Here is a 22,232-nt window from a genome sequence, read left to right on the forward strand (position 1 = left end):
CGCTCACCGCGGTCGAGTAGCCCATCCGGCTGGCCCTTTTCGAAGCGGCCGCTCACGCCTCTGTTAGATTCGGGCACGTGAGCGGCCGTTTCCTCCTTCGCACCTTCGGGTGCCAGATGAACGCGCACGACTCCGAGCGGATCGCCGGGCTGCTCCAGGCGGACGGGCTGGTCCCCACCGAGGAGGTCGGCGACGCGGAGGTCGTGGTGTTCAACACCTGCGCGGTCCGCGAGAACGCCGACAACCGCCTGTACGGCCAGCTGGGACACCTGAAGCCGCTCAAGGACCGGAATCCCGGCATGCGAATCGTGGTGGCGGGGTGCCTGGCCCAGAAGGACCAGGGCACCATCCTGGAGCGAGCTCCGTGGGTGGACGTCGTCGTCGGGACGCACGCCCTGGGGTCGCTCATGGACCTCCTCGACCGGGCTCGGTCGGATGGCCCCCAGATGGACGTCCGGGAGTACACCGAGGTGTTCCCCAGCGCCCTCCCGGCGGTCCGGGGCGACCGGCACCGGGCCTGGGTGTCGGTCAGCGTGGGGTGCGACAACCGCTGCACGTTCTGCATCGTGCCGCTGGTCCGGGGGGCCCAGCGATCCCGCGCCCTCGGCGACGTCCTGGCGGAGGTCCAGGGGCTGGCCCGGGCAGGTGTCGTCGAGGTCACCCTGCTGGGCCAGAACGTGAACACGTACGGCCGCGACATCACCGTTCCCGGATCGAGCCGGCGCCCGCTGTTCGCCGATCTGCTGCGCACCGTGAACGAGGTGGAGGGCATCCGGCGCATCCGGTTCACCAGCCCGCACCCTGCCCACTTCACCGACGACGTCATCGCTGCCATGGCCGAGTGCGAGCGGGTGTGCGAGCACATCCACTTCCCGCTCCAGTCGGGCTCTGACCGGGTGCTGCACCTGATGAACCGGTCGTACCGTCAGGCCCGCTACCTCGCCTGGGTGCGCCGGATCCGGGCAGCCATCCCGGGCATCGCGATGTCCACGGACATCATCGTGGGGTTCCCCGGCGAGACCGAGGACGACTTCCGCCAGACCCTGTGCGTGGTGGAGGAAGCCCGGTTCGACTCCGCCTACACGTTCCAGTACTCGCCTCGGGCCGGAACGCGCGCGGCGGGCTTCGAGGAGCAGGTCCCGAAAGAGGTGGTCCAGGAGCGGTTCGAGCGGCTGGTGACGCTCCAGGAGGGGATCTCGCTCCAACGCAACCGAGCGCTCGTGGGGCAGACGGTCGAGGTGCTGGTGGAGGGCGAGGGACGAAAGGGCGGGCCGCAGGGCCGGACCCGCACCAACAAGGTCGTCCACTTCGACGGCCGGGCCGAGCCGGGCGAGTTCCTGGAGGTCCTGGTGACGGCCGCGCACCCGCACCACCTCACCGCCCGCCCCGTTCGGGAGCCGGCGGCCGCCGCGGCCCGGTCGTGACCCTGCTCGCGCTGGTCGGCCCCACCGCTTCGGGGAAGACCGAGGCCGGGATCGCCCTGGCGGAGCGCCTCGCTGCGGAGATCGTCTCGGTCGACTCCATGCTGGTCTACCGGCGGATGGACGTGGGAACGGCGAAGCCCACGACGGCCCAGCGGGCCCGCGTTCCCCACCACCTGTTGGACGTGGCGGAGCCGGGGGAGACGTTCTCGGTGGCCCGGTTCCAGGAGCTGGCCCGAGCCGCGGTGGACGACATCGAGCGGCGGGGGCGCCGCCCGCTGCTGGTGGGCGGCTCGGGGCTGTACTTCCGGGCCGTCGTGGACGGGCTGGACTTCCCGGGAACCGACCCCGAGGTCCGGCGGGAGCTCGAGACCGAGGCCGTGGCGGTGGGCGCCCGGCCCCTCCACGACCGCCTGCGGTCCTTCGACCCGGCCGCGGCGGGCAAGATCGAACCCGCCAACGTCCGGCGGACCGTGCGGGCCCTGGAGGTCGCGGCGGTGACGGGTCGCCCGTTCTCCAGCTACGCGGAAGCCTGGGAGGAGTTCCCGGCGGGGCGGGTCCGTGCGGCGGGGATCGGGATGGACCCGGCCGTGCTCCGCGAACGGATCGAGGGGCGGATCCGGCACATGGTCGCCGCCGGGTTCGTGGAGGAGGTCCGGGCGCTGGTGGCGGACGGGCTGGGTCCATCCCTCACCGCCAGCCAGGCCATCGGGTACGCTGAGATGGTCCACCACCTGGCCGGCCGGATCAGCCTGGAGGACGCCGTCGCCAGCACGGTGAAGCGAACGCGAGCGCTGGCCAGGCGGCAGATGGCGTGGTTCCGGCGCGATCCCCGGATCCGGTGGTTCCCGGTGGGCCCGGAGGGGGCGAAGGCGGTCGTCGACGATCTCCTGGAGCACTACGGCGATGGGTGACCTGCACGTGGACGTGGATGTGGAGGCGATGCCGGGCGACCTCGGTTCGCGGGTGGACCCGGACGTCCCCACCGTCCGGTCGTTCGCCAAGTACCACGGCACGGGCAACGACTTCGTCATGGTGGAGGACCCCGACGACCACATCCGCCTGTCCCCCCAGCTGATCGCCGCGCTGTGCGACCGGCACTTCGGGGTGGGCGCCGACGGGCTCATCCGGGTCACCGCCGGCCGGGGGGCGGCCCGGGCCGGGCTGGACGACCAGGCCGGCCGGGCGGACTTCTTCATGGACTACCACAACGCGGACGGCGGGCCGGCCGAGATGTGCGGGAACGGCATCCGGTGCCTGGGGAAGCTCGCGTACGAGCGGGGGCTCACGAAGAAGGCCGAGCTCGACGTCGCGACCCGCGGAGGCCTGAAGCACATCGTCCTGGACGTGCACGAGGGCGAGGTCCGTTCCGTGACCGTGGACATGGGGCCGCCGGCGTTCTCGCTCCAGGAGATCCCCATGGCGGGGTCGCCCGAGGACACGTTCCTGGGGCAGCCATTCGAGTGGGAGGGCGGGGCGTTCACCGCGTCGGCGGTGTCGATGGGCAACCCCCACCTGGTCCTGTTCGTGGACCGCGATCCGCGAGGGCTCGACGTCGCCCGCATCGGCCCGGTCCTGGAGCACGACCCGCGGTTTCCCAACCGGACCAACGTCGAGTTCGTGGCCCCCACGCCGGACGGGATCCGCGTCCGGGTCTGGGAGCGGGGCGTCGGCGAGACCATGGCCTGCGGGACGGGCGCCTGTGCCTCCCTGGTGGCCTCGCACCTGGCCGGCATCACCGCTCGCCGCGGGAAGGTCCACTTCCCGGGCGGCGCCGTGGAGGTCGAGTGGCTGCCGGACGGACCGGTGATCATGACCGGGCCGGCGGTCCGGGTGTACGAGGGCCAGGTCGAGGTGGACGGGCTCCTGGCGGCGTGGAGCGCCGCGCGGGAGGCCTCATCGTGAGGATCGCCCGGCGGGTGGAGAACCTCCCGCCGTACCTGTTCGCGGAGCTCGACCGGAAGGTGGCCGAGAAGCGGGCCGCCGGCGCGGACATCATCTCGCTGGGCGTGGGCGACCCCGACTCTCCGACCCCGGCCCACGTGGTGGAGGCGGCGCGGGAGGCGGCCCTCGACCCGTCCACGCACCGCTACCCGTCCTACTACGGGATGCCGGAGCTCCGGGCGGCCATCGCCGTATGGTTCCGGGGCCGGTTCGGCGTGGAGCTCGATCCGGGCACCGAGGTGCTCCCGCTCATCGGGTCGAAGGAAGGGCTGGCGCACCTGCCGATCGCGTTCGTCGATCCCGGGGACGAGGCCCTGGTGCCCGACCCCGGCTACCCGGTGTACGAGACCGCCACCATGCTCGCCGGTGGGACACCGGTGTCCCTTCCGCTTCTCGCGGAGCGGGGATTCCGGCCGGACTTCTCGCGGGCCCGGGTTTCGGAGAGGACCAAGCTGCTGTGGCTGAACTTCCCGTCCAATCCCACCGCCGCGGTGGCCGACCTGTCGACGTTCGAGGAGGCCGTGGCGTTCGCCCGGGACCACGACCTGTTGCTGGCCCACGACGCCGCCTACTCGGAGATCACCTTCGACGGGTTCGTGGCGCCCTCGGTCCTCCAGGTCCCGGGAGCCCGCGACGTCACCCTGGAGTTCCACTCGCTGTCCAAGGGCTTCAACATGACCGGGTGGCGGGTGGGTTTCTGCGTCGGGGGCGCCGAACCCATCCGTGCCCTGGCCACGCTGAAGACGAACCTCGACTCGGGGATCTGGAACGCGGTGCAGCGGGCGGCCATCGCCGCGCTGAGCGGGCCGATGGACCACCTGGACTCGCTGCGGTCGCTGTACCAGAAGCGGCGCGACGCGGTGGTGGGGACCCTGAACAGGCTGGGATGGGACCTCGAGCCGCCCCTCGGGTCGATCTACGTGTGGGCTCCCACGCCGCAGGGCCAGACGTCCGCGGAGTTCGCCGACCACCTGCTGGACCGGGCGGGCGTGGTGGTGGCGCCGGGGCGGGGGTACGGGGCCGGGGGGGAAGGGTACGTGCGGTTCTCGCTCACCGTTCCCGACGACCAGCTGGCCGTGGCCATGGACCGGATCGCGGAGGCCGTGGCCCGGTGACGGCCGGATCCAACGGCTCCGCGGCGCCGGCCGCGCCGTCGCGCCGCATTCTTTCGATTTGGGCTGTTTCAGCCCCCCACCTGTGGGTACCAAACGTCTCGAAAGAGACGCCGGACTCAACTCCGGGGAGAGGGGCGCTTCCCGGGATCCTCTCCCGGCGTCTCTTCCTTTCTGGGGTCATTTCACCGAGTCTCCCGGCCGGCCAGGCGGACCATGCCTGAGCGCAGGGTCTCCGAATCGCCGCTCTCCGCGACCTGGCGGCCTCGCGTCCGCGAGCGCGCGGTGCTGGTGGGCGCGGGCCCGGGTGTCAGCGAGGAGTCCCTGGACGAGCTGGCGGCGCTGGCCGAGACGGCCGGCGCAGAGCCGGTGGCCAGGATCGTCCAGAGCCGCAGCGAGCCCGACCCCGCCACGTTCGTGGGGAAGGGCAAGATCCAGGAGATCCACGACGCGGTGCACCGGGGCGGCGCGGAGGCCGTGATCCTGGACGACGAGCTCTCGCCCGGGCAGCTCCGGAACCTGGAGGAGCGTCTGGGGACCAAGGTGATCGACCGGACCTCGCTGATCCTCGACATCTTCGCGCTGCACGCGCGTTCCCGGGAGGGCAAGGCGCAGGTGGAGCTGGCGCAGCTCAACTACCTGCTGCCCAGGCTGCGTGGGTGGGGCGAGGCCATGTCCCGGCTGGGCGGCGGGATCGGGACGCGCGGCCCCGGCGAGACCAAGCTGGAGGTGGACCGCCAGCACATCCGCCGGCGGATCGCCAGGCTGCGGCGCGAGGCCAAGGACCTCGAACGGACCAGGCGGCTCAAGCGCTCCCGGCGGGAGGGCTCGGGAATTCCGCAGGTCGCCATCGCCGGCTACACCAACGCCGGCAAGTCCACCCTCATGAACGCCCTGACCGAGGCGGACGTGCTGGTGGCCGACCAGCTGTTCGCCACGCTCGATCCCACCACGCGCCGCCTGACGCTGCCTGGAGGGCGCAGGGCGACCATCTCGGACACCGTGGGCTTCGTCGGCAAGCTCCCGCACGACCTGGTCGACGCGTTCCGTTCCACCCTGGAGGAGGTCACGGTTGCGTCGCTCATCCTGCACGTGGCCGACGCTTCCGCCCGGGAGCTGGATCAGCAAGCCGGGTCGGTCCGCGAGGTCCTCGCCGAGATCGGGGCGGGAGACATCCCCGAGGTGATGGCCCTCAACAAGATCGACCTGCTGGACGAGGTGGACCGAGCCCGGCTGGCTCGCCGGTTCCCCGAGGCGGTGCAGATCTCGGCGGCGAGCGGCGAGGGGCTGGAACCGCTCCGGGAGGCGGTGGCGACCGCGCTGCCCCAGCCGCCCCTGGAGGTGACGCTGCTCATTCCGCCGGGACGTGAGGACCTCATCGCCCGCCTGTACCGGGACGCCGAGGTGCTGTCCTCGGAGCCGGACACCACCGGGACGGTGGTCCACGCCCGGGTGGGGGAGCGTGAGCTCGCCGCCGTCCGGGACTTCGTGACCCATCCCGTCCGCCGCCGGGTCCGAAGCCGGTAGAGGAAACCCCCGGCTCGGCGCCGCCGTGGCGGCAGGCCCGCTGATGGCCCGGGCCGGAACCTCGCCCGGCCGGCGGCAGTCAGTTTCGCGGATGAGCGTTGCGCCGGAGAGCGACACCAATACAATTCCCGGACCACCAGGCGATGAGGCACAGGTGCCGGAAGCCCGACCGGCGAACGTGCCCGAGCCGCCGCGACAGCGGCCGGAGAGCGAGATGGACGAGCGCGACGAGGGAGACCGGCAGCTGGCCAGCGCCCTGGCGGACTATCTCGCCCGCCACGGGTACCGGGTCACCCGGGGCGTCTCGATGCGAGGCCGCTCCGGGGCCCGCCACGACATCGACGTGCTGGCGGAGCGATCCGACGACGTCACGTCGTACCGGCTGATGGTCCAGTGCTCGGGCGCGAACGTTCCCATCGACGACAACGTGGTGGCCGGGGCGCACCTGGCCATGGTCGACACCGGCATGAGCAAGGTCATCGTGGTGAGCACGAAGGGGTGGCGCTTCGACGTGGAGGCGCAGGCCGGCCGGCTGGGGGTGGGCCTGTGGGGACCGGACGAGATCGAGGAGCGCCTGGGAGCGCTGCCCCGGGTCGAGTCGGCCCAGCCCGAGGGCGACGCCGTGGGCCTACCGGTGAACATGAGCCAGGAGGCGGCGGCGCAGCTGATCCGCCGTGCGTCCCGGGGAGCGCTCGGCATCGGCCGGGAGGCAGTCCAGTGGATTCGCCCGTTCTGGCTGCCGTTTCATCGCATCCGGACCAGGCACACCCGCGAGGAGAAGGAACGGTTCCAGCGAGCCCACCTCCGGGCCCGGGAGTACTGGAACGTGTACGACGGGCTGGAGGGAAGCCTGGTGGCGCAGTGGGACGGCGAGCCCCGCGTGGTGTCGGCGTCCGGCGGGACGCTGGTTCATCCTCGCGTGCCCGATCTGGCCATCGTCCGGAACATCGAGGAGATCGCCCGGAGCCTGTCCGAGGCGTCCACGCCGGAGGACCGGGAGCGGCAGGAGGAAGCGCTCCGCGCGCTCGGCATCCCCCTGCCGGTCACGTTCTTCGACCTCTCGCCCGGTGGGGTGGTCTACATGCCGTTCTTCCTGGCCCTGGTCCGAAGCCGGGACGGCGACCGGGTGGTGGCGGTGGACGCGCACGAGGAGGACGTCTCGGAGTCGACGAGCAGGATCGCCATGAAGCACCTCGGCCACATCATGAGCGCGGGCGGGAGGGGTCCCCGTCTGGCTCCCGATCCCTCCGGCTGAGGGCGGACGAGACCTTCAGACGGCACAGCGCGGGTCGTGGAGCGCTACACGCGGCGCAGGACCGTAACGACCTTTCCGACGATCCGCCCCTCGCCCAGCTCGAAGGGCTCCATGGCGGGGTTCTCGGGAACCAGCATGGGCTTTCCCCTGCTTCGGGACAGGCGCTTCACCGTGGCCTCGTCCTCCGCCAGCCCCGGCAGCAGCGCCGCCACGATGTCGCGGTCGGACGCGTCGTCCTGCCGGCGCACCACCACCACGTCCCCGTCCAGGATCCCGGCACCGACCATGGACTGGCCCTCCACCCGAAGCGCGAAGAGCTCTCCTGGTCCGGCGAACCCGGAGGGAACCGAGAGGTAGTCCTCGATGTTCTCGGTGGCCAGCAGGGGAGTGCCCGCCGCGATCCGCCCCACCAGGGGAACCTGGACCCCGGGGTCGTGCTGCACCTCGCCCGGAGCCTCCTGCACCGAGCCTGAGCCCGAGCCTGAGCCCGAAACCGGGACCGCTGGCGGCACCGGCACCAGGGCCATGGCCCGAGGCTTGGTGGCGTCCTTTCGCAGCAACCCCTTCCGCTCCAGGTTGGCCAGCTGGCTGTGCACGCTCGACGACGAGGTGAGGCCCACCGCCTCCCCGATCTCCCGGACGGTGGGGGGGTAGCCGCGGTCGCGAACCGCCGTACGGATGAACTCGAGGATCCGGCGCTGCCTGCCCGTCAGTTCGTCCATGGTCGATCCCTCCTCCGCGGCGGACGCTAGCATGGCCTCCGCACCGAATCAAACATGTGTTCGATCTTCCCTTGTTCCCTTGACATCGAACGAGCGTTCGATAGGGTACCAGCATGACCCGAACGCGTGTTCGATGGGGGCGAGTGATGGCGCTGGCTGCCTCGGTGGTCCTGTCCGTCGGGCTGGCCGCGAACGCGGCCCTCGCCAGCGGCTCGCACCCGCGTGCCTTGCACCAGCAGGACTCACCGCATCAGGTGCGGACCTACGTGGTCCGCTCCGGCGACACGCTGTGGTCGATCGCGGTCCGCTTCGGCGGGCAGGGCGCCGATCCTCGGCCCCTGGTGGACGGGATCGTGTCCGCCAACCACCTCGCTGGCCCCATCCTCCCCGGCCAGACGCTCCGCGTCCCCCTGCCGTAGCTCCGGCGTCCCCTCCCAGGGGCGACCGGGGAAAGGGGCCATCGGTTCCCATGGTCGACCCCCCACATGTGGGACACTGCATGTTGGGTTCCACTACATCTGGTAGTGGGGGAGGGAACGAGCTGATGCGCTGCCCGTGGTGCGGGCGCGACGAGGACCGCGTGGTGGACTCCCGGTCGGCCGAGCGTGGCACGGCGATCCGCCGGCGCCGGGAGTGCCGCTCGTGCGGCCGCCGCTACTCCACCTTCGAGCGGATCGAGGAGGTCGGGCTGACCGTCATCAAGCGCGACGGCTCCAAGGAGCCCTACGAGCGCGACAAGCTGGTGGGCGGCATCCTCCAGGCCATCAAGAACCGTCCCGTCACCGAGGACCAGGTCCTGGACCTGGCGGGCCGGGTCGAGCAACGCCTCCGCCGCAAGGGTCCCCAGGTGACCACCCAGGAGATCGGCCTCGAGGTCCTCACGCAGCTCCGGAAGCTCGACCAGGTCGCCTCCATGCGCTTCGCCAGCGTGTACAAGGACTTCCAGCAGCTGACCGACTTCGAGCGCGAGCTCGGCCTGATGCTCCAGAAGCGCGAGCCCGCCAAGAAGCGCTGACCGCGCCCTTCGATCCGGGCCCGTACCCCAACATGTTGTGGTCCGAGGCCTCACGTACCCCTAGATTTTGGGAACATTGAGGGGATCGCGACTTGACACGATCGGCCGGCGGGAGCAGAATTTCGCCGTTGTAACTTCACCCGTGTAACCTTCCCCTCGCGGCAGAAAGGGGGCCAGCGTTGGCGACCAGAGAGCGGGAGGTCCGGCCGGAGACCCGGGGCCTGACCTTCAAGCGGTACTTCACCTCAGATGCCGTCCATCCCTTCGACCAGGTCGAGTGGGAGGTCCGGGACGCCGTCATCCCCAACTACAAGGAGGGCGGCAACGCCTTCGAGCAGCGGGAGGTGGAGTTCCCGAAGGGCTGGTCCCAGAACGCCACCAACATCGTGGCCCAGAAGTACTTCCGGGGACCGCTCGGCACCCCCCAGCGGGAGTCGAGCGTCCGCCAGCTGGTGAGCCGCGTCGTCGACACCATCACCGGCTGGGGCACCAAGGACGGCTACTTCTCCACGGACCAGGACGCGAAGGTGTTCTCGGACGAGCTGTCCCACCTCATGGTGACGCAGAAGGCCGCGTTCAACTCGCCGGTGTGGTTCAACGTGGGTGTCCCCGACACGCCGCAGCAGTGCAGCGCCTGCTTCATCCTCGCGGTCGACGACACGATGAGCTCCATCCTCAACTGGTACGTGGAGGAGGGGACCATCTTCAAGGGCGGCTCCGGCTCCGGGATCAACCTGTCGAGGCTGCGGTCGTCGAAGGAGTCGCTGGCGGGCGGGGGAACGGCCAGCGGGCCCGTCAGCTTCATGCGGGGGGCCGACGCCTCGGCCGGCACCATCAAGTCGGGCGGCAAGACCCGCCGGGCCGCCAAGATGGTCGTGCTGAACGTGGACCACCCGGACGTCCGCGACTTCATCTGGTGCAAGGCGGTCGAGGAGCGCAAGGCCCGGGCCCTGGAAGCCGCCGGGTTCGACATGGACCTGGACGGCAAGGACGCCTACTCGATCCAGTACCAGAACGCGAACAACTCGGTCCGGGTGACCGACGAGTTCATGCAGGCCTACCAGGATGACCGGGACTGGAAGCTCAAGGCCGTCATCACCGGTGAGGCCGTCGAGACGGTCCGGGCCCGGGGCCTGATGAAGGACGTCGCCCAGGCCGCCTGGGAGTGCGCCGACCCCGGGATGCAGTACGACACCACCATCAACGAGTGGCACACCTGCCCGGCCACGGGGCGCATCAACGCGTCGAACCCGTGCAGCGAGTACATGCACCTCGACAACTCGGCGTGCAACCTGGCCTCGCTCAACCTGATGAAGTTCCTGGACGACGACGGCAACTTCGACATCCCCGCGTTCCGCCACGCGGTGGAGGTCGTGTTCACCGCCCAGGAGATCGTGGTCGGGAACTCCGATTACCCGACCGAGAAGATCGAGCGCAACGCGCGGGCGTTCCGGCAGCTCGGCCTGGGGTACGCGAACCTCGGCGCGCTGCTGATGGCGCGGGGGCTGCCGTACGACTCCGACGCGGGACGGGCCTGGGCGGGCGCGATCACGGCGCTCATGACCGGGCACGCCTACGCGACCAGCGCTCGCATCGCCGAGCACACCGGGCCGTTCGCGGGCTACGCCCCGAACCGCGACGCGATGCTGCGGGTCATGCGCAAGCACCGCGCCGCGGCGGACGACATCGACCCGGAGCTCGTTCCGGAGGGCGTCCTGACCGCGGCCAAGAGCGCGTGGGACGAGGCCGTGGCCCTCGGCGAGCAGCACGGATACCGCAACGCCCAGGCCAGCGTGCTGGCTCCCACCGGCACGATCGGGCTGATGATGGACTGCGACACCACCGGCATCGAGCCGGACCTGGCCCTGGTCAAGACCAAGAAGCTGGTCGGCGGCGGGACCATGCGCATCGTGAACCAGACGGTGCCTCGGGCCCTGGGGCGGCTCGGCTACACCGACGAGCAGGGCAAGGACATCGTGGAGTACATCTCCGAGCACAACTCGGTGGCGGGCGCGCCGCACCTGCGCGAGGAGCACTACCCGGTGTTCGACACGTCGATGGGGGCCCAGGCCATCCACTACATGGGACACGTCCGGATGATGGCCGCGGTGCAGCCGTTCATCTCCGGTGCCATCTCCAAGACCGTGAACATGCCGGAAGAGGCCACGGTCGAGGAGGTCGAGCAGCTGTTCGTGGAGGGCTGGAAGTTCGGGCTGAAGGCGGTGGCGATCTACCGGAACAACTGCAAGGTGGGGCAGCCGCTGTCGGCGGAAAGGAAGGTCCCGGCGGTCGAGCAGGCCCCGGCCACCATCCCGTGGTCCCAGAAGAAGCGCCTCCCGGCGGCCCGGCCGGCCCAGACCTTCTCGTTCCAGGTGGGTGACGCGGAGGGCTACATCACGGCCGGCCTGTACCCGGACGACGGCATCGGCGAGATCTTCCTGAAGGTGTCCAAGCAGGGCTCGACGCTGTCCGGCCTGATGGACGCGTTCTCGATCGCGGTCTCGGTGGGCCTCCAGTACGGGGTGCCGCTCGAGGACTTCGTGTCCAAGTTCATCAACACCCGGTTCGAGCCGAGCGGGATCACGAACGACAAGGACATCCGGTTCGCCAGCTCGCTGATGGATTACATCTTCCGGCGGCTGGCCCTCGAGTACCTGCCCCCGGAGAAGCGTGAGGCGCTCGGGATCAAGAGCATCGCCGAGCGCAAGGAGGCCGCGAATGGGGCGGCGTACGGGCCGGCGGAGCCGAGCGAGCCCGCCATCCCGAGTGAGCCCATCGCACCGAGCGAGTCCGTCGCACCGAGCCCCCAGCCCGTCGAGCTGTCCGCGAAGCAGCCCACCCAGTACCGGGTGGTGGACGCGCCGCTGTGCTACTCCTGCGGCTCGAAGATGCAGCCCGCGGGGTCGTGCTATGTGTGCGGCAGCTGCGGCTCCACCAGCGGCTGCTCGTAGCGTAGGGAGCCGGAAGGAACTCCGAGGGCCGGGGCTCGTCCCCGGCCTTCGCCTATGCTCCGGGGTCATGGAGTTCGTGGCCCTTCATCATGTCCAGGTGGCCATGCCCGCAGGCGAAGAGGCCCGGGCGGAGGCCTTCTACTCGGGCGTCCTGGGCCTGGAACGGGTGGAGAAGCCGGACGTGCTGGCCGATCGGGGCGGATGCTGGTTCCGACAGGGATCGGTGGAGCTGCACCTCGGCGTGGAGGACCCGTTCCGGCCGGCCCGAAAGGCCCACCCGGCCCTGCTGGTGGACGGCCTCGACACGGTCCGGGAGCGGCTGACAACTGCCGGTGCCGAGATCGTCGACGCACCCGGCTTCGGCGGCTTCCGGCGGTTCCACACGTTCGATCCGTTCGGGAATCGGCTCGAGCTGATGGAGCGGAAGGCGTGACCCGGGACGCCCCGCTACCGGTTCGCCGGCTCGATCCCGCGGCGGTGCTGCCGTCGTACGCGCACCACGGAGACGCCGGGCTGGACCTGGCCTCTGCGGTGGACGTCGAGGTGGGGCCGGGGGAGCGGGCCATGGTGCCCACCGGGCTCGCGGTGGCCATCCCCGAAGGGCACGCCGGGCTGGTCCTGCCGAGGTCCGGGCTGGCCTCGCGGCAGGGCCTGACCCTGGCCAACGCGCCCGGCCTCATCGACGCCGGCTACCGGGGCGAGGTCACCTGTGCCGTGGTGAACCTGGACCGCGAGCAGGCCGTGCAGATCCGCCGCGGCGACCGCATCGCCCAACTGGTGGTGGTGGCGGTCCCGTTCGTGGCCCCGGAGTGGGTGGAGGAGCTGCCGGCCTCCGAGCGTGGAGAGGGCGGGTTCGGCTCGTCCGGGAGCTGAAGCTCGCGGGGAGTGCCGGACCATGGGCCTAGGCCCAAGGCTGGTTGATGGCCCCGGGGGGCAGGGCCTACACTCGGACCACACGCGGACGTGGCTCAGTTGGTAGAGCACCACCTTGCCAAGGTGGGGGTCGCGGGTTCGAATCCCGTCGTCCGCTCCAGGCAAAAGCCCGCGGGCGATGGAAGATCAGGCCGGCGGGTGTGGGTGGATCCAGTCCCTGTCCGTTCGAGACACCGCTGCTGCGGTCGCTGCGGCCAGGCACAGCATGGCCAACGCCACGGCGATGCCGAGCACTCGACTCACTCGCAGGACGAGGAGGGCACCCGCCACGCCGCCCACGAACATGGCGAGCACCGAAAGCAGCCGCCGACCGGCCTTGGACCCGGCTCCGCCGGCCAGCCTCCCGTCGGCGACGATGCCGGTGATCGTGAGGGTCAATACGGTCGTGGTGAGGTCGGGAACCGCGAGCTTGCGAGCCACGGCGTTCTGCATGCCCATGGCCAGGCCGAGAAGGACGATGAGGACGTAGCGGGTCCCAGATGACCCGGGGTTGCTGGCGGTCACGGCGATTGCCACCGAGCCGGCTACCAGGAAGGCTTCAACAGTGCTCGCCATGCTGAGCAGGTGTCCTCGATGAGCCTGGTGATACATGCCCAGCCGCCCCCCGGCGAGCGCGCCGAGGCCGAATGCTCCGAGCGCGGACAGCGAAGCCGGGATGGAGAAGCCTCCCGCGCCGGCAAGCGCGAACCCCAGAAAGACGACGTTCCCCGTCATGTTGGCCACGAACACGTGCCCGAGCACGAGGTAGCTGAATGCGTCGACCAGGCCCGTCACCACCGTGAGACCCAGCAGGAGGGGCGAAAGAGGACCGTGGGGGTCCTCGGCCGGCGGCACGATCGTCCGCCAAACGTCCTCGAGTGGCCGTCTCATGGTCACGACGCAGGAGGCACACCCGGCGGGGTCCCCGCGGTGGAGGCGACCCGTTCGGCCGCCCGCGCGCATTCGGCCTCACGGTGAAGGGAATGGTCGGACGCGAACTTCTCGGCGACGCGAACGACCTCCTCTCCGAGGGTGTTGAGCTGGAGCCCGACTGCCTGGTCCCGGATCCGGCCATCCGCGTCGAAGACGCGTGCCGCCGCCGCGACCGGGACGACGTACGGCACGGCCCACCCCCGGAGCGCTCGGACCGCGAACTCCATCGTGTTGATGGCCTGAAGCCCCTGCATGCCGCCCGCGGCGCTGATCAACCCGATCACCTTGTCGTGGAGGAATGGCGAATCCCGATCGCGCAGCAGGTGCAGCCAGTCGAGGGCGTTCTTGAGCGCGCCCGAGATCGTCCCCTGATACATCGGACTGCTCCAGAGCATCCCGTCCGCGGCATGGCACGACTCGATCAGCCTCGCGGTGGCCTCGGCCGGCCGGTCGTCATCCGGGTTGTACATCGGCAGGTCGAGCTCTCGGATGTCGAGAAGCTCCGTCTCGGCGCCGGCCCTCGCGGCTCCCTCCAGCGCTGAGACCAAGGCCGCCCGGCTCCTCGAGACCTTCGCCATCGAGCCCCCGAGGCCGACGATGATCAGCTTGCTCTTCATCGCTCGCCGATCGTAGCCCCAGCAACGCATGAGGACTGTGGCGTGTTCGTGACAGCGGTTCGGGCACATCCGTAGACTGGGGTGCTCGTGGGGGCCGGGGCGCCCGGCCTCGACTCCGGGCGGGGTGGCCGAGTGGTTAGGCAGGGGTCTGCAAAACCCCGCACAGCGGTTCAATTCCGCTCCCCGCCTCGAACCAGGAGAACCGGACCGGTCCGGGCTCTCTACAATGGCTGAAGCTCGGGCGGTTAGCTCAGGGGGAGAGCGCTTCCCTGACACGGAAGAGGTCGGAGGTTCAAATCCTCCACCGCCCACCGAAATCGACTGTAGACGAGCTCGTCTGCGAAGCGTCCTTGACTCGGTGTCGGGTGGGCGGGCAGAGTACGCGGCATGTCCATGCCCACGGAACCCATCGGGAGCATCCCTCGCCCGCCCGAGCTGATCGACGCGATGGGCGGATTCGCCGAGGGTCGGGTCTCGCAGGATGAGCTCGAGGCCCTCCGGCGCCAGGCGGTGGCCGACACCATCCGGCGGTTCGAGGAGACCGGCTCGCCGGTGATCACCGACGGCGAGCAGACCAAGCCCAGCTTCGCCACCTACCCCGTCGACGGGCTGGAGAACCTGGCTCCGGACGGGGTGGTCATCCCGTTCGCCGATGGCCACACCCGGCAGCTCCCTCGGCTGACCTCGGGCCCGTTCCGGTATCGCACCCGCGCGGAAACGTACCTGGAGGAGGCGAAGCGGCACGCGAGCCGGCCGGTGAAGCAGGCCGTGATCTCGGCCTCGGCGATCAGCCTGATGTACCCGCCGGACGGGATCGACGGTTATCCGCAGGCTGCGTTCCTGGACGACCTGGTGAACGAGGCCGAGGCCGACATACGTACCTGCCTGGATGGCGGCGCCCACGATGTCCAGATCGACTTCACGGAGGGCAGGCTGTCGGTGAAGCTGGACCCCTCCAAGGGGTTGCTGCGGTCGTTCGTCGACGTCAACAACCGCGTGCTGGACCGGTTCTCGGACCAGGAGCGGGCGCGGATCGGCGTCCACACATGTCCGGGCGGGGACCAGGACTCCACGCACAGCGCGGACGTGGACTACGCGGAGCTGCTCCCTGCCCTGTTCGACATGAGCGTGGGGAACTTCTACGTCCAGATGGCCAGCGAGGCGGACCGGCCCAGGGTCCTCGAGATCATCCGCCACCACCTCGGCGCCGGCCGGCGGGTGTTCATCGGGGTTATCGACCCCATCGACCCCCGGGTGGAGACGGCCGAGGAGGTCCGGGACCGGGTCCTGGAGGCCGCCAAGTTCATCCCGCTCGACCAGCTGGGCACGTGCGACGACTGCGGCTTCTCGCCGTTCGGCGACGACGTCTCCACCGCCCGGGACACCGCGTTCGCGAAGATCCGGGCGAGGGTCGAGGGGACCGAGATGGCTTCCTCCGAGCTCGGGGCCTGAGGCCGGTCGGTTCCGGCCGTCCCGGAAACGAGACCGCGCTCAGCCCGCGATCGGCTGCCAGGCCGGGAAGCCGTCCACGAAGTCGTCGTGGGTGATACGGCGCACGTCCGCCCCGTCGTCCCTCATCGTGTAGATCTCGAACGACGGCTGGTCCCGGTTGCTCATGAACCCGATCCGGTCGCCCGCGGGCGACCAGGCCGGTCCCTCGTCATTGACCGCGTTGTCCGTGAGCTCCTTCAGGCCGGTCCCGTCGGCGTCGATCACGAAGATCTCGTTGTCGCCGTCCCGGTTGCTGACGAACGCGATCGTCTTTCCGTCGGGGTCCCAGCTGGGCGAGGAGTCGAGCGCCGGGCTGAACGTTAGCCGCTTCAGACCCGTGCCGTTCGGCTGCATGACGTACAGGTCGCCGTTCCCGGTTCGCATGCTGACGAACACGATCCGGCCCCTGGGAAACCGCCCCGTGTTGACGCTCCAGTCGGGCTGGAAGTCGGCCTTCTGCCTGAAGGTGATCCTGGTGCGGTCCGAACCGTCTTCGGCGTTGATCGTGTAGGGGTCCCCGTGGCCCGTCGAGAACAGGATGCGGTGGCCGTTCAGGGGGACTTCCGCGTCGGGCGACCACACCGGGTCCACCTCGCTGACGTGCGGGGTGGTTGGTGAGCCGCGTCAGCTCGGCGCCGCTTCGGGCCTCCGCCGGGCTCGAGGTGAGGCGCTTCTTGTCCGAGCCGCCTGGCTTGATGCTCCAGATGTCCGAACTCGTCCCGGCCGGTCTCGAACGCGAGGCGGCCGTCCCCGCCGGGAAAGCTCGCCCATGCAGGCCGGGCGATCCCGATCTGGATCAGGGCCGTCGCGGCCACGCAGACGGCTGCGGAACGGAGGACGCGCACCGGTACTCCTCCTCGGGATCTGGGCCACACCGACGCTGACACCGGCCACCGGCCACCGGCCGCGTCAAGACCGGCGCGCTCCCGGTGCGAGCCCGCGCCTCCTAGCCCTTGGTGGTCTGAAGGACGAGCGTCTGGTCCTGGCCGGCGCCCGGGGGTCGGGCCGAGCCCCCGACGGCCCACACGGTCTTGCTCGACAACGCGGCCACGCCGAACAGCGCGTTCCTGTACAGCGACGGGTTCGGACTGACCACGGTCTTCCACAGCGACCCGTTCCACTGCTCGGTGAGGGTCTTCCCGTTCGTGGAGAACCCGGCGGCCCACACGTCGGTGCTGGACACCGCCGACACGGCGACCAGGAGGTCGTTGCCCGATCCCGAGTCCGGGTTCGGGCTGGCCACGATGGACCAGGCCGTCCCGTTCCAGTGCTCGGTCAGGGTCCGGGTCCCCTCGGCCTGCGCGCCGACAGCCCACACGTCGTTCGCGGCCACCGCCGTCACGGCGTACAGGATGTTGTCGCCGGTCCCCGCGCTGGGAGTGGGCACGACGGACCACGTGGTGCCGTCCCAGTGCTCGACCAGGACCTGGTCCTCCTGGCCAGAGGCCCCGACCGCCCACACGTCGGTGGCCGAGACCGCCGCCACCCCCAGCAGCCTGTTCTCGTACGGGTCGGGGCTGGGGCTCGAGACGATCTTCCACCGCCGGCCGTTCCACCGCTCGATGAGGGTCTTGGTGTTGAAGTTGGCGTCCTGCGAGGACCCCACCGCCCACACGCTCGCCGTCGACGCCGCGGACACCGCGTTCAGGGTGGAGGAGGCGGAGCCGGCCGGCACGGGGCTCGAGACGACGCTCCAGCTGGTGCCGTTCCAGTGCTCGGTGAGGGGTTTCGAGGTTCGGCCGACCGCCCACACGTCGTTCGAGGCGATCGCGTCCACGCCCAGGAGGAAGCTACCCGTCGAGCCGGCGTTGGGGCTCGAGACGATGGACCACTCGGTCCCGTTCCAGTGCTGGGTCAGGGTCTGGTACACGTTGCCCGAGCGGAAGAACCCCGCCGCCCAGGCGTCCGTGGACGAGAGCGCCGCCACCGACTCCAGCTCGTTGATGTCGTTGCCCACGTTGGGGCTCGCGACGATGGTCCAGATGCCCGAGGTGGTGCCGAGGGCTGAGCCCGCACCCACGAGCACGACGACTACCGAGATGCACGACGCCATGAGGATCCGTGAAGCCCGCTTCATGACCGACCTTCCTCTGGTCCGGCGCTACGTATGGACTACGGGCGAAGGCGCCCCAGGGCTTCCCGCTGGCGATGAGAGGCAAACCTTCTTGGTCGGCCTGGCGGGTTTGGTCAGCTCGCGCCGGTCTCCGAGGTGGCCGGCCGGGTGACATCGGCCACGTCGGCGCGGAGGTGGGCCAGGAGGTCAGCGGCGGCCAGGTGGAGGTTGATCCCGCGGCCACCACCGCCGATTGCCACCGTGTCCATGCCCGCCACGGTGGCGTCGGCCAGCACCGGCCAGGCCCGGGTCGAGCCGAACGGGGTGATCGCCCCACGCTCGTAGCCGGTGGCAGCGCGGGCCTCTTCCTGGTCGGGCAGCGAGAGCCGGTTCACCCCGAGATGGGCTCGCAGCTTCGGCCAGTCGATCTGGCGACCTCCCGGGACCAGCACGAAGACGTAGTCGTCGGCACCCCTCCGGACCACGATGGTCCGGAGCAGCTGACCGACCTCGATGCCCTGGAGCCCGGCGCTCTCCTCCACGCTGTTGGGTCGCTCCGTCCGCACGACGCGGTACCGAAGGCCCGAGCCCTCGAGCGCGCGCAGGGCCGGCGTGTCGACGTTCCCGTCCATCGGGCCCAGCGTACCGGCGACCTCGGACCCGACTGGGACTCAGGCCCGGCCGTTCCGGATCTCGACGTTCGACCGGCGGTCCAGCAGGACCAGCTCGAACAGCCGCCGGATGGGTTCCTGGGGGGAGACCAGGATCAGCCGGCCGTTGCCCTCCAGGTCTCGGGCCGCACGGATCAGCTGCTCGAGCCCGGTGCTGTCGAGGAACGCCACCTCCGCCAGGTCGAGCGTCAGGTCGCCGCCGCGAGGCACCTCGGCCGAGAGCGCCCGTCGGAGCTGGTGGGCGTTGGAGACGTCGACCTCGCCGGACAGGCGCAGTCCCCTCGGTTCCCTGGTCCGCGAGACCCGCAGCTCCACCCCGTCCCCCTCGGCGCGGAAGGTATGACAGGGGGGGTCCGTTGACAAGGGGTTTCTTCCCGGTCTGTCCGGATCTTGCGCCCCGGACGGAGGCCGTGTGGGCCAAAATGTGGCCCGAAGAAAGAGACTTACCAACCCCTTGTTCGGGACGTATACTCCGGGGCACCAAGAAGTCCGGGCCGCAAGGCTCGGGCCAGGACGGCGGCGCGACGCGGGCACGCGCCGCCGTCTGTTTTCTGCCTCCAGGGCCGGACCCGCCGCCCCCGGGCGGTGGTATAAGTCTTGGTCCCGGGCGCGTAGCTCAGCGGGAGAGCGCTCGCCTCACACGCGAGAGGTCGCTGGTTCAATCCCAGCCGCGCCCACCCGAGGAACCAGCAGGTCAGGGCCGGTCTCGGTTCCCGCCCGGCCGGCGACCAAGGCCGAAGGGGTAGCAAAGCGGTAGCGGTGTTGCACCTGGAAGCACGGAGGCGACCACGCAACACTAGCTGGACGAGCGCCTGCTGACCGTCCCGGAGTGGCGGCCGAACTCCGCACGTCCGAGCGCACCATCTTCGTTCTTGTCACTGCCACCTGCCAGACTCTTTCGGCCTCCTCCTCCGCGCCCTGGCGCGGCCCCGTGAGTCCAGGAGGTGCACCATGGCCGACGGCCCCTCGCCGCGGCTGTTCCCGCTCCCGCCACGCGCTGCCCCGTTGTCTCTGCCGCGGTCTTTGAACCGGGAATCACCCGGGTGTAAGTTGCGGCCCGTGGCGACCGACTTCTCCCCAGACGACCTCGGGGACCTGGCCGCCCTGCGGACGGACCTCGGGGCGTTGGTGGTCGGAGGCTGCCTCGACACCCTCCGCGTGATTCCGGCGGAATCGCTCGACCTCGTGGTCACCTCGCCGCCATACGACCGCCAGGGGAAGTACCGAGACGGCGAACGGTACGAGCGGGCCTGGTACGAGGATACGTTCCTCAAGGTGACCGCCGAGGTGTTCCGGGTGCTCAAGCCCCACGGGTCCTTCGTCCTCAACTACCGCTCGAAGCGCCACGGCTCCGAGCGCGGGACCCTTCAGTACGAGATCGTGCTGTGGCTGCGGGAACAGGGGTTCCTGTTCGCCGAGGACTTCGTGTGGGGGAAGCCGTCGCCCCCGCCCGGGCGTTTCCACCGGTACCTCAAGGACGCCGTGGAGTACTGCTTCCAGTTCGCCAAGACCCCGGAGTGGCAGTTCTTCCCGGAGCACTGCCTGTCGCCCGCCCGGTGGGACGCGAAGGACCGGGAGCGGCGGAAGCGACTCGCCCACAACTACGAGCGCGTGGACGAGCCATCCGGCCATGGGCGCAAGCGGGTCCAGGCCGGGCCGGACATGGTGCGTCCTTCCACGCTGCTGCTCATGGAGCCGGAGTTCGGGCCGAACCCTTCGAGCCATCCGGCCCGGTTCCCGATCGCCCTGCCGCGGTTCTTCATCAACCTGCTCACGGAGCCGGGCCAGATCGTGTTCGACCCTTTCGCCGGGACGTGCACAACGGCGATCGCCGCTGAACTCCTCGGTCGGCGCTGGGTCGTCACCGAGATGGACGAACACTACACCTCCGTTCTGGCCGACCGGCTCACCACCGGACGATAGGTCCCACGTGGGCCTTCCCGCGGTCGCCCAGGTCGTTCAGCGAGTGGCCGAAGCGCAATCGTGGGATCAGCGGGTCGGGGAGGTCCGGCGCGTGCCCGAGTTGTTCGGTGAGGGCCAGCAGGCAACGGTATACGCCGCCATCGCCGAGGCGGTCTACAAGCCCCAACTGTCGGCACAGTTCGCCTACGTGCAGTGGCGCGAGGAGTACGAACTGCACACGTTCCAAGAGGCGTACGACCTCGCAATGACCCTCACCGACGGCTTCCGTGCGGTGGACCCCGAAAACCTCGCGCACGCGATCGAGCAGGCCCCGGCGATCGTGCGGGTCCTCAGGGCCATCGTCGGCTACACCCCTGGCGAACTGGCCGCGGCCGCGACCGAGGCGGGCAAGGACCTCGGAGCCCCCGGCCTGGGGCAGGGCGCGATCAAGTCCCTGGAGGCAGGAGGAAAGGCCCGCCCGGAGACCGTCCGCGCCGTCGCCGAGGCCGTGCACCGCCTGGTGACCGGGAGCATGTGGGAGGTCGCTACCGGGGCCCTCCGGAGCAAGATCGACAAGCCCGACACGGCCGGTGGCTGGGACACCGTTCGCCAGATGGCCGAGGAGGGCGTTCCCTACGCCGCCCTTCTCCACCAGCGCCACTACGGGGGGGCGTTCCGGACGCTGCTGGATGCGACCGGGACGGCCCGAGGCGAGGCTCTGCTGGAGGAGCCGGTCGCGGCCCTGCTGTCAGAGAACGGCGTGCCGTTCATCAAGACCGGTGCTCAAAACCAGGAAGAGATCGCGGACCGGTTTGGCCTCACCGTGCGACCCGCGCCGGACTTCGTGGTCTACGAGGGCGAGACCGGCAGGGCCTTGCGAAACGCGGCGGGGGAGTGGGTGGTAGTGCTAATAGCCTGACCAGCACGTTCCCGTTTCCGCTGGTCAGCCCATGTGCCCGATTCCGCCTCATCAGGCGGAGCTGCCCGGCAGGACGACCACCTCGCCCCACATGAACGGGTCGTGCTCCGCGACGTCGCACATGAAGCTGAACACACCGATCTTCGAGGCGGTGAACGTCAGGGTCGCCGTTGCCCGCGGCTTCAACGGCTTGTTCACGCCCAGGTCCATCATGGTGAACGTGTGGGGGTCGTCGCCCGGGTTGTACACGTGCAGGGTGACCTGGTCGCCCTGGTACACGACCAGGGTGCTTGGCGCGAAGCCCCAGACCTCCTTGCCGAACAGCAGTCCACCCTTGGCGAAGTCCTGGTTCAGGTAGTCGAAGAAGCCCGACTGCTCGTGCACCAGGAGCGGGACCACCGTCACCGTGAAGTCCTCGCTGTGGGGGTGGTAGGCGGTCGTCGTGGCCGTCTGGCCGTTCGGGGCGGGGGCGGCCGCAGCTGCCCTGCTCGGGGCGTTGGCGAACACGTACAGCGCCAGGACCCCGGCCAGGACCAGTGCGGCCATGCCCGACCCGATCATGAGCTTGTCGAAGATCAACATGCGGTCTTTCATCGCGCTCCTCCTTCTCGAATCCGCCGTCTGTAGACAGGATCGGATGAACGGGCCGCGCTCGGACCTGCCGGATGGCCCCCTGGAAGGAGGCCCGTAGTCCTGAGCACGGCGGGCCCTGGCCGGATCCGAAGGCGCGGGCGTGGCATGATGCTGCCTCGCTCGCGAGAGGTCGATGGTTCGAATTCCCCCCTAC

The 22,232-nt window shown here is 70.2% G+C and carries 21 protein-coding genes, 4 tRNA genes and 1 pseudogene; 18 read left to right on the forward strand and 8 right to left on the reverse strand.

Annotation, left to right across the window (positions count from 1 at the left end):
- Positions 1-116: 116 nt before the first annotated feature.
- The 6 genes and pseudogenes from miaB to M3Q23_12900 all read left to right on the forward strand — a co-directional run bounded on the left by miaB (position 117) and on the right by M3Q23_12900 (position 7,259).
- On the forward strand, positions 117-1,424 hold the full coding sequence (gene miaB / locus M3Q23_12875) for a tRNA (N6-isopentenyl adenosine(37)-C2)-methylthiotransferase MiaB (GenBank protein MDP9342957.1): 1,308 nt from the start codon (positions 117-119) through the stop codon (positions 1,422-1,424).
- The gene (miaA, locus tag M3Q23_12880) at positions 1,421-2,335 is read left to right on the forward strand and encodes a tRNA (adenosine(37)-N6)-dimethylallyltransferase MiaA (GenBank protein ID MDP9342958.1); all 915 of its coding nucleotides are present in this window, start codon (positions 1,421-1,423) and stop codon (positions 2,333-2,335) included. Before miaB ends, miaA begins: the two co-directional genes overlap by 4 nt.
- Complete coding sequence (gene dapF / locus M3Q23_12885; GenBank protein ID MDP9342959.1) at positions 2,328-3,326, forward strand: diaminopimelate epimerase; 999 nt, start codon at positions 2,328-2,330, stop codon at positions 3,324-3,326. The genes miaA and dapF overlap by 8 nt, the downstream gene beginning before the upstream one ends.
- Positions 3,323-4,480: an LL-diaminopimelate aminotransferase gene (locus M3Q23_12890; GenBank protein ID MDP9342960.1), complete on the forward strand. Its 1,158-nt coding sequence runs from the start codon at positions 3,323-3,325 to the stop codon at positions 4,478-4,480. The genes dapF and M3Q23_12890 overlap by 4 nt, the downstream gene beginning before the upstream one ends.
- Before the next feature lie 213 nt (positions 4,481-4,693).
- Positions 4,694-5,737, forward strand: a pseudogene (gene hflX / locus M3Q23_12895) (GTPase HflX).
- Between the two features lie 421 nt (positions 5,738-6,158).
- Positions 6,159-7,259, forward strand: coding sequence for a restriction endonuclease (locus M3Q23_12900; protein MDP9342961.1), 1,101 nt, complete (start codon positions 6,159-6,161; stop codon positions 7,257-7,259).
- Positions 7,260-7,303: 44 nt separating this feature from the next.
- On the opposite strand, the gene lexA is transcribed toward M3Q23_12900, so the two are convergent.
- Positions 7,304-7,981 (reverse strand): transcriptional repressor LexA, encoded by a 678-nt coding sequence (gene lexA, locus M3Q23_12905; GenBank protein ID MDP9342962.1) that lies wholly within the window; start codon positions 7,979-7,981, stop codon positions 7,304-7,306.
- A 113-nt stretch (positions 7,982-8,094) separates the two neighbouring features.
- Here lexA and M3Q23_12910 point away from each other — a divergent pair, with 113 nt between their 5' ends.
- From M3Q23_12910 to M3Q23_12935, 6 genes are all read left to right on the forward strand, one after another.
- Positions 8,095-8,400, forward strand: coding sequence for a LysM peptidoglycan-binding domain-containing protein (locus tag M3Q23_12910; protein ID MDP9342963.1), 306 nt, complete (start codon positions 8,095-8,097; stop codon positions 8,398-8,400).
- A gap of 125 nt (positions 8,401-8,525) precedes the next feature.
- Positions 8,526-8,996: a transcriptional regulator NrdR gene (gene nrdR, locus M3Q23_12915; protein ID MDP9342964.1), complete on the forward strand. Its 471-nt coding sequence runs from the start codon at positions 8,526-8,528 to the stop codon at positions 8,994-8,996.
- 179 nt (positions 8,997-9,175) lie between these two features.
- Positions 9,176-11,947, forward strand: a complete 2,772-nt coding sequence (locus M3Q23_12920) for a vitamin B12-dependent ribonucleotide reductase (protein MDP9342965.1) — start codon at positions 9,176-9,178, stop codon at positions 11,945-11,947.
- 67 nt (positions 11,948-12,014) lie between these two features.
- Positions 12,015-12,380, forward strand: a complete 366-nt coding sequence (locus M3Q23_12925) for a VOC family protein (protein MDP9342966.1) — start codon at positions 12,015-12,017, stop codon at positions 12,378-12,380.
- Positions 12,377-12,820, forward strand: coding sequence for a dUTP diphosphatase (gene dut / locus M3Q23_12930; GenBank protein ID MDP9342967.1), 444 nt, complete (start codon positions 12,377-12,379; stop codon positions 12,818-12,820). Before M3Q23_12925 ends, dut begins: the two co-directional genes overlap by 4 nt.
- An 84-nt stretch (positions 12,821-12,904) precedes the next feature.
- Positions 12,905-12,980, forward strand: a tRNA-Gly gene (locus tag M3Q23_12935).
- Positions 12,981-13,006: 26 nt separating this feature from the next.
- Here the strand turns inward: M3Q23_12935 and M3Q23_12940 are convergent.
- Both M3Q23_12940 and M3Q23_12945 read right to left on the reverse strand, forming a co-directional pair.
- Positions 13,007-13,750, reverse strand: a complete 744-nt coding sequence (locus M3Q23_12940; GenBank protein ID MDP9342968.1) for a DUF1275 domain-containing protein — start codon at positions 13,748-13,750, stop codon at positions 13,007-13,009.
- Between the two features lie 2 nt (positions 13,751-13,752).
- On the reverse strand, positions 13,753-14,409 hold the full coding sequence (locus M3Q23_12945; protein ID MDP9342969.1) for an NAD(P)H-dependent oxidoreductase: 657 nt from the start codon (positions 14,407-14,409) through the stop codon (positions 13,753-13,755).
- Positions 14,410-14,527: 118 nt separating this feature from the next.
- Here M3Q23_12945 and M3Q23_12950 point away from each other — a divergent pair.
- The 3 genes from M3Q23_12950 to M3Q23_12960 all read left to right on the forward strand — a co-directional run bounded on the left by M3Q23_12950 (position 14,528) and on the right by M3Q23_12960 (position 15,861).
- Positions 14,528-14,598 (forward strand) — tRNA-Cys (locus M3Q23_12950).
- Between the two features lie 50 nt (positions 14,599-14,648).
- Positions 14,649-14,720 (forward strand) — tRNA-Val (locus M3Q23_12955).
- Positions 14,721-14,796: 76 nt separating this feature from the next.
- Complete coding sequence (locus tag M3Q23_12960; protein ID MDP9342970.1) at positions 14,797-15,861, forward strand: cobalamin-independent methionine synthase II family protein; 1,065 nt, start codon at positions 14,797-14,799, stop codon at positions 15,859-15,861.
- A gap of 39 nt (positions 15,862-15,900) precedes the next feature.
- On the opposite strand, the gene M3Q23_12965 is transcribed toward M3Q23_12960, so the two are convergent.
- The 4 genes from M3Q23_12965 to M3Q23_12980 form a co-directional block, all read right to left on the reverse strand.
- A complete protein-coding gene (locus M3Q23_12965; protein MDP9342971.1) occupies positions 15,901-16,482 on the reverse strand; it encodes a hypothetical protein in 582 nt (193 codons plus the stop codon).
- A 364-nt stretch (positions 16,483-16,846) separates the two neighbouring features.
- Entirely contained in the window at positions 16,847-17,977 is a 1,131-nt protein-coding gene (locus M3Q23_12970) for a hypothetical protein (GenBank protein MDP9342972.1), read from the reverse strand.
- A gap of 110 nt (positions 17,978-18,087) precedes the next feature.
- Entirely contained in the window at positions 18,088-18,585 is a 498-nt protein-coding gene (locus tag M3Q23_12975; GenBank protein ID MDP9342973.1) for a YbaK/EbsC family protein, read from the reverse strand.
- A gap of 39 nt (positions 18,586-18,624) precedes the next feature.
- Entirely contained in the window at positions 18,625-18,939 is a 315-nt protein-coding gene (locus M3Q23_12980) for an STAS domain-containing protein (protein MDP9342974.1), read from the reverse strand.
- A 290-nt stretch (positions 18,940-19,229) separates the two neighbouring features.
- On the opposite strand from M3Q23_12980, the gene M3Q23_12985 reads away from it, so the two are divergent.
- The 3 genes from M3Q23_12985 to M3Q23_12995 all read left to right on the forward strand — a co-directional run bounded on the left by M3Q23_12985 (position 19,230) and on the right by M3Q23_12995 (position 21,445).
- Positions 19,230-19,301 (forward strand) — tRNA-Val (locus M3Q23_12985).
- Positions 19,302-19,683: 382 nt separating this feature from the next.
- Positions 19,684-20,547: a site-specific DNA-methyltransferase gene (locus M3Q23_12990; GenBank protein MDP9342975.1), complete on the forward strand. Its 864-nt coding sequence runs from the start codon at positions 19,684-19,686 to the stop codon at positions 20,545-20,547.
- A 7-nt stretch (positions 20,548-20,554) separates the two neighbouring features.
- Complete coding sequence (locus M3Q23_12995) at positions 20,555-21,445, forward strand: hypothetical protein (GenBank protein ID MDP9342976.1); 891 nt, start codon at positions 20,555-20,557, stop codon at positions 21,443-21,445.
- A gap of 51 nt (positions 21,446-21,496) precedes the next feature.
- On the opposite strand, the gene M3Q23_13000 is transcribed toward M3Q23_12995, so the two are convergent.
- Positions 21,497-22,039, reverse strand: a complete 543-nt coding sequence (locus M3Q23_13000; GenBank protein MDP9342977.1) for a cupredoxin domain-containing protein — start codon at positions 22,037-22,039, stop codon at positions 21,497-21,499.
- Between the last annotated feature and the right edge of the window lie 193 nt (positions 22,040-22,232).

Source organism: Actinomycetota bacterium (genome assembly GCA_030774015.1).
Classification (GTDB): Bacteria; Actinomycetota; UBA4738; order UBA4738; family JACQTL01; genus JALYLZ01.

Coding starts and splice junctions, on each gene's coding strand:
- miaB (MDP9342957.1), top strand. CDS start 117: ATGAACGCGCACGACTCCGAGCGGATCGCCGGGCTGCTCCAGGCGGAC.
- dapF (MDP9342959.1), top strand. CDS start 2,328: ATGGGTGACCTGCACGTGGACGTGGATGTGGAGGCGATGCCGGGCGAC.
- lexA (MDP9342962.1), bottom strand. CDS start 7,981: ATGGACGAACTGACGGGCAGGCAGCGCCGGATCCTCGAGTTCATCCGT.
- M3Q23_12910 (MDP9342963.1), top strand. CDS start 8,095: ATGACCCGAACGCGTGTTCGATGGGGGCGAGTGATGGCGCTGGCTGCC.
- nrdR (MDP9342964.1), top strand. CDS start 8,526: ATGCGCTGCCCGTGGTGCGGGCGCGACGAGGACCGCGTGGTGGACTCC.
- M3Q23_12925 (MDP9342966.1), top strand. CDS start 12,015: ATGGAGTTCGTGGCCCTTCATCATGTCCAGGTGGCCATGCCCGCAGGC.
- M3Q23_12940 (MDP9342968.1), bottom strand. CDS start 13,750: ATGAGACGGCCACTCGAGGACGTTTGGCGGACGATCGTGCCGCCGGCC.
- M3Q23_12945 (MDP9342969.1), bottom strand. CDS start 14,409: ATGAAGAGCAAGCTGATCATCGTCGGCCTCGGGGGCTCGATGGCGAAG.
- M3Q23_12960 (MDP9342970.1), top strand. CDS start 14,797: ATGTCCATGCCCACGGAACCCATCGGGAGCATCCCTCGCCCGCCCGAG.
- M3Q23_12970 (MDP9342972.1), bottom strand. CDS start 17,977: ATGAAGCGGGCTTCACGGATCCTCATGGCGTCGTGCATCTCGGTAGTC.
- M3Q23_12975 (MDP9342973.1), bottom strand. CDS start 18,585: ATGGACGGGAACGTCGACACGCCGGCCCTGCGCGCGCTCGAGGGCTCG.
- M3Q23_13000 (MDP9342977.1), bottom strand. CDS start 22,039: ATGAAAGACCGCATGTTGATCTTCGACAAGCTCATGATCGGGTCGGGC.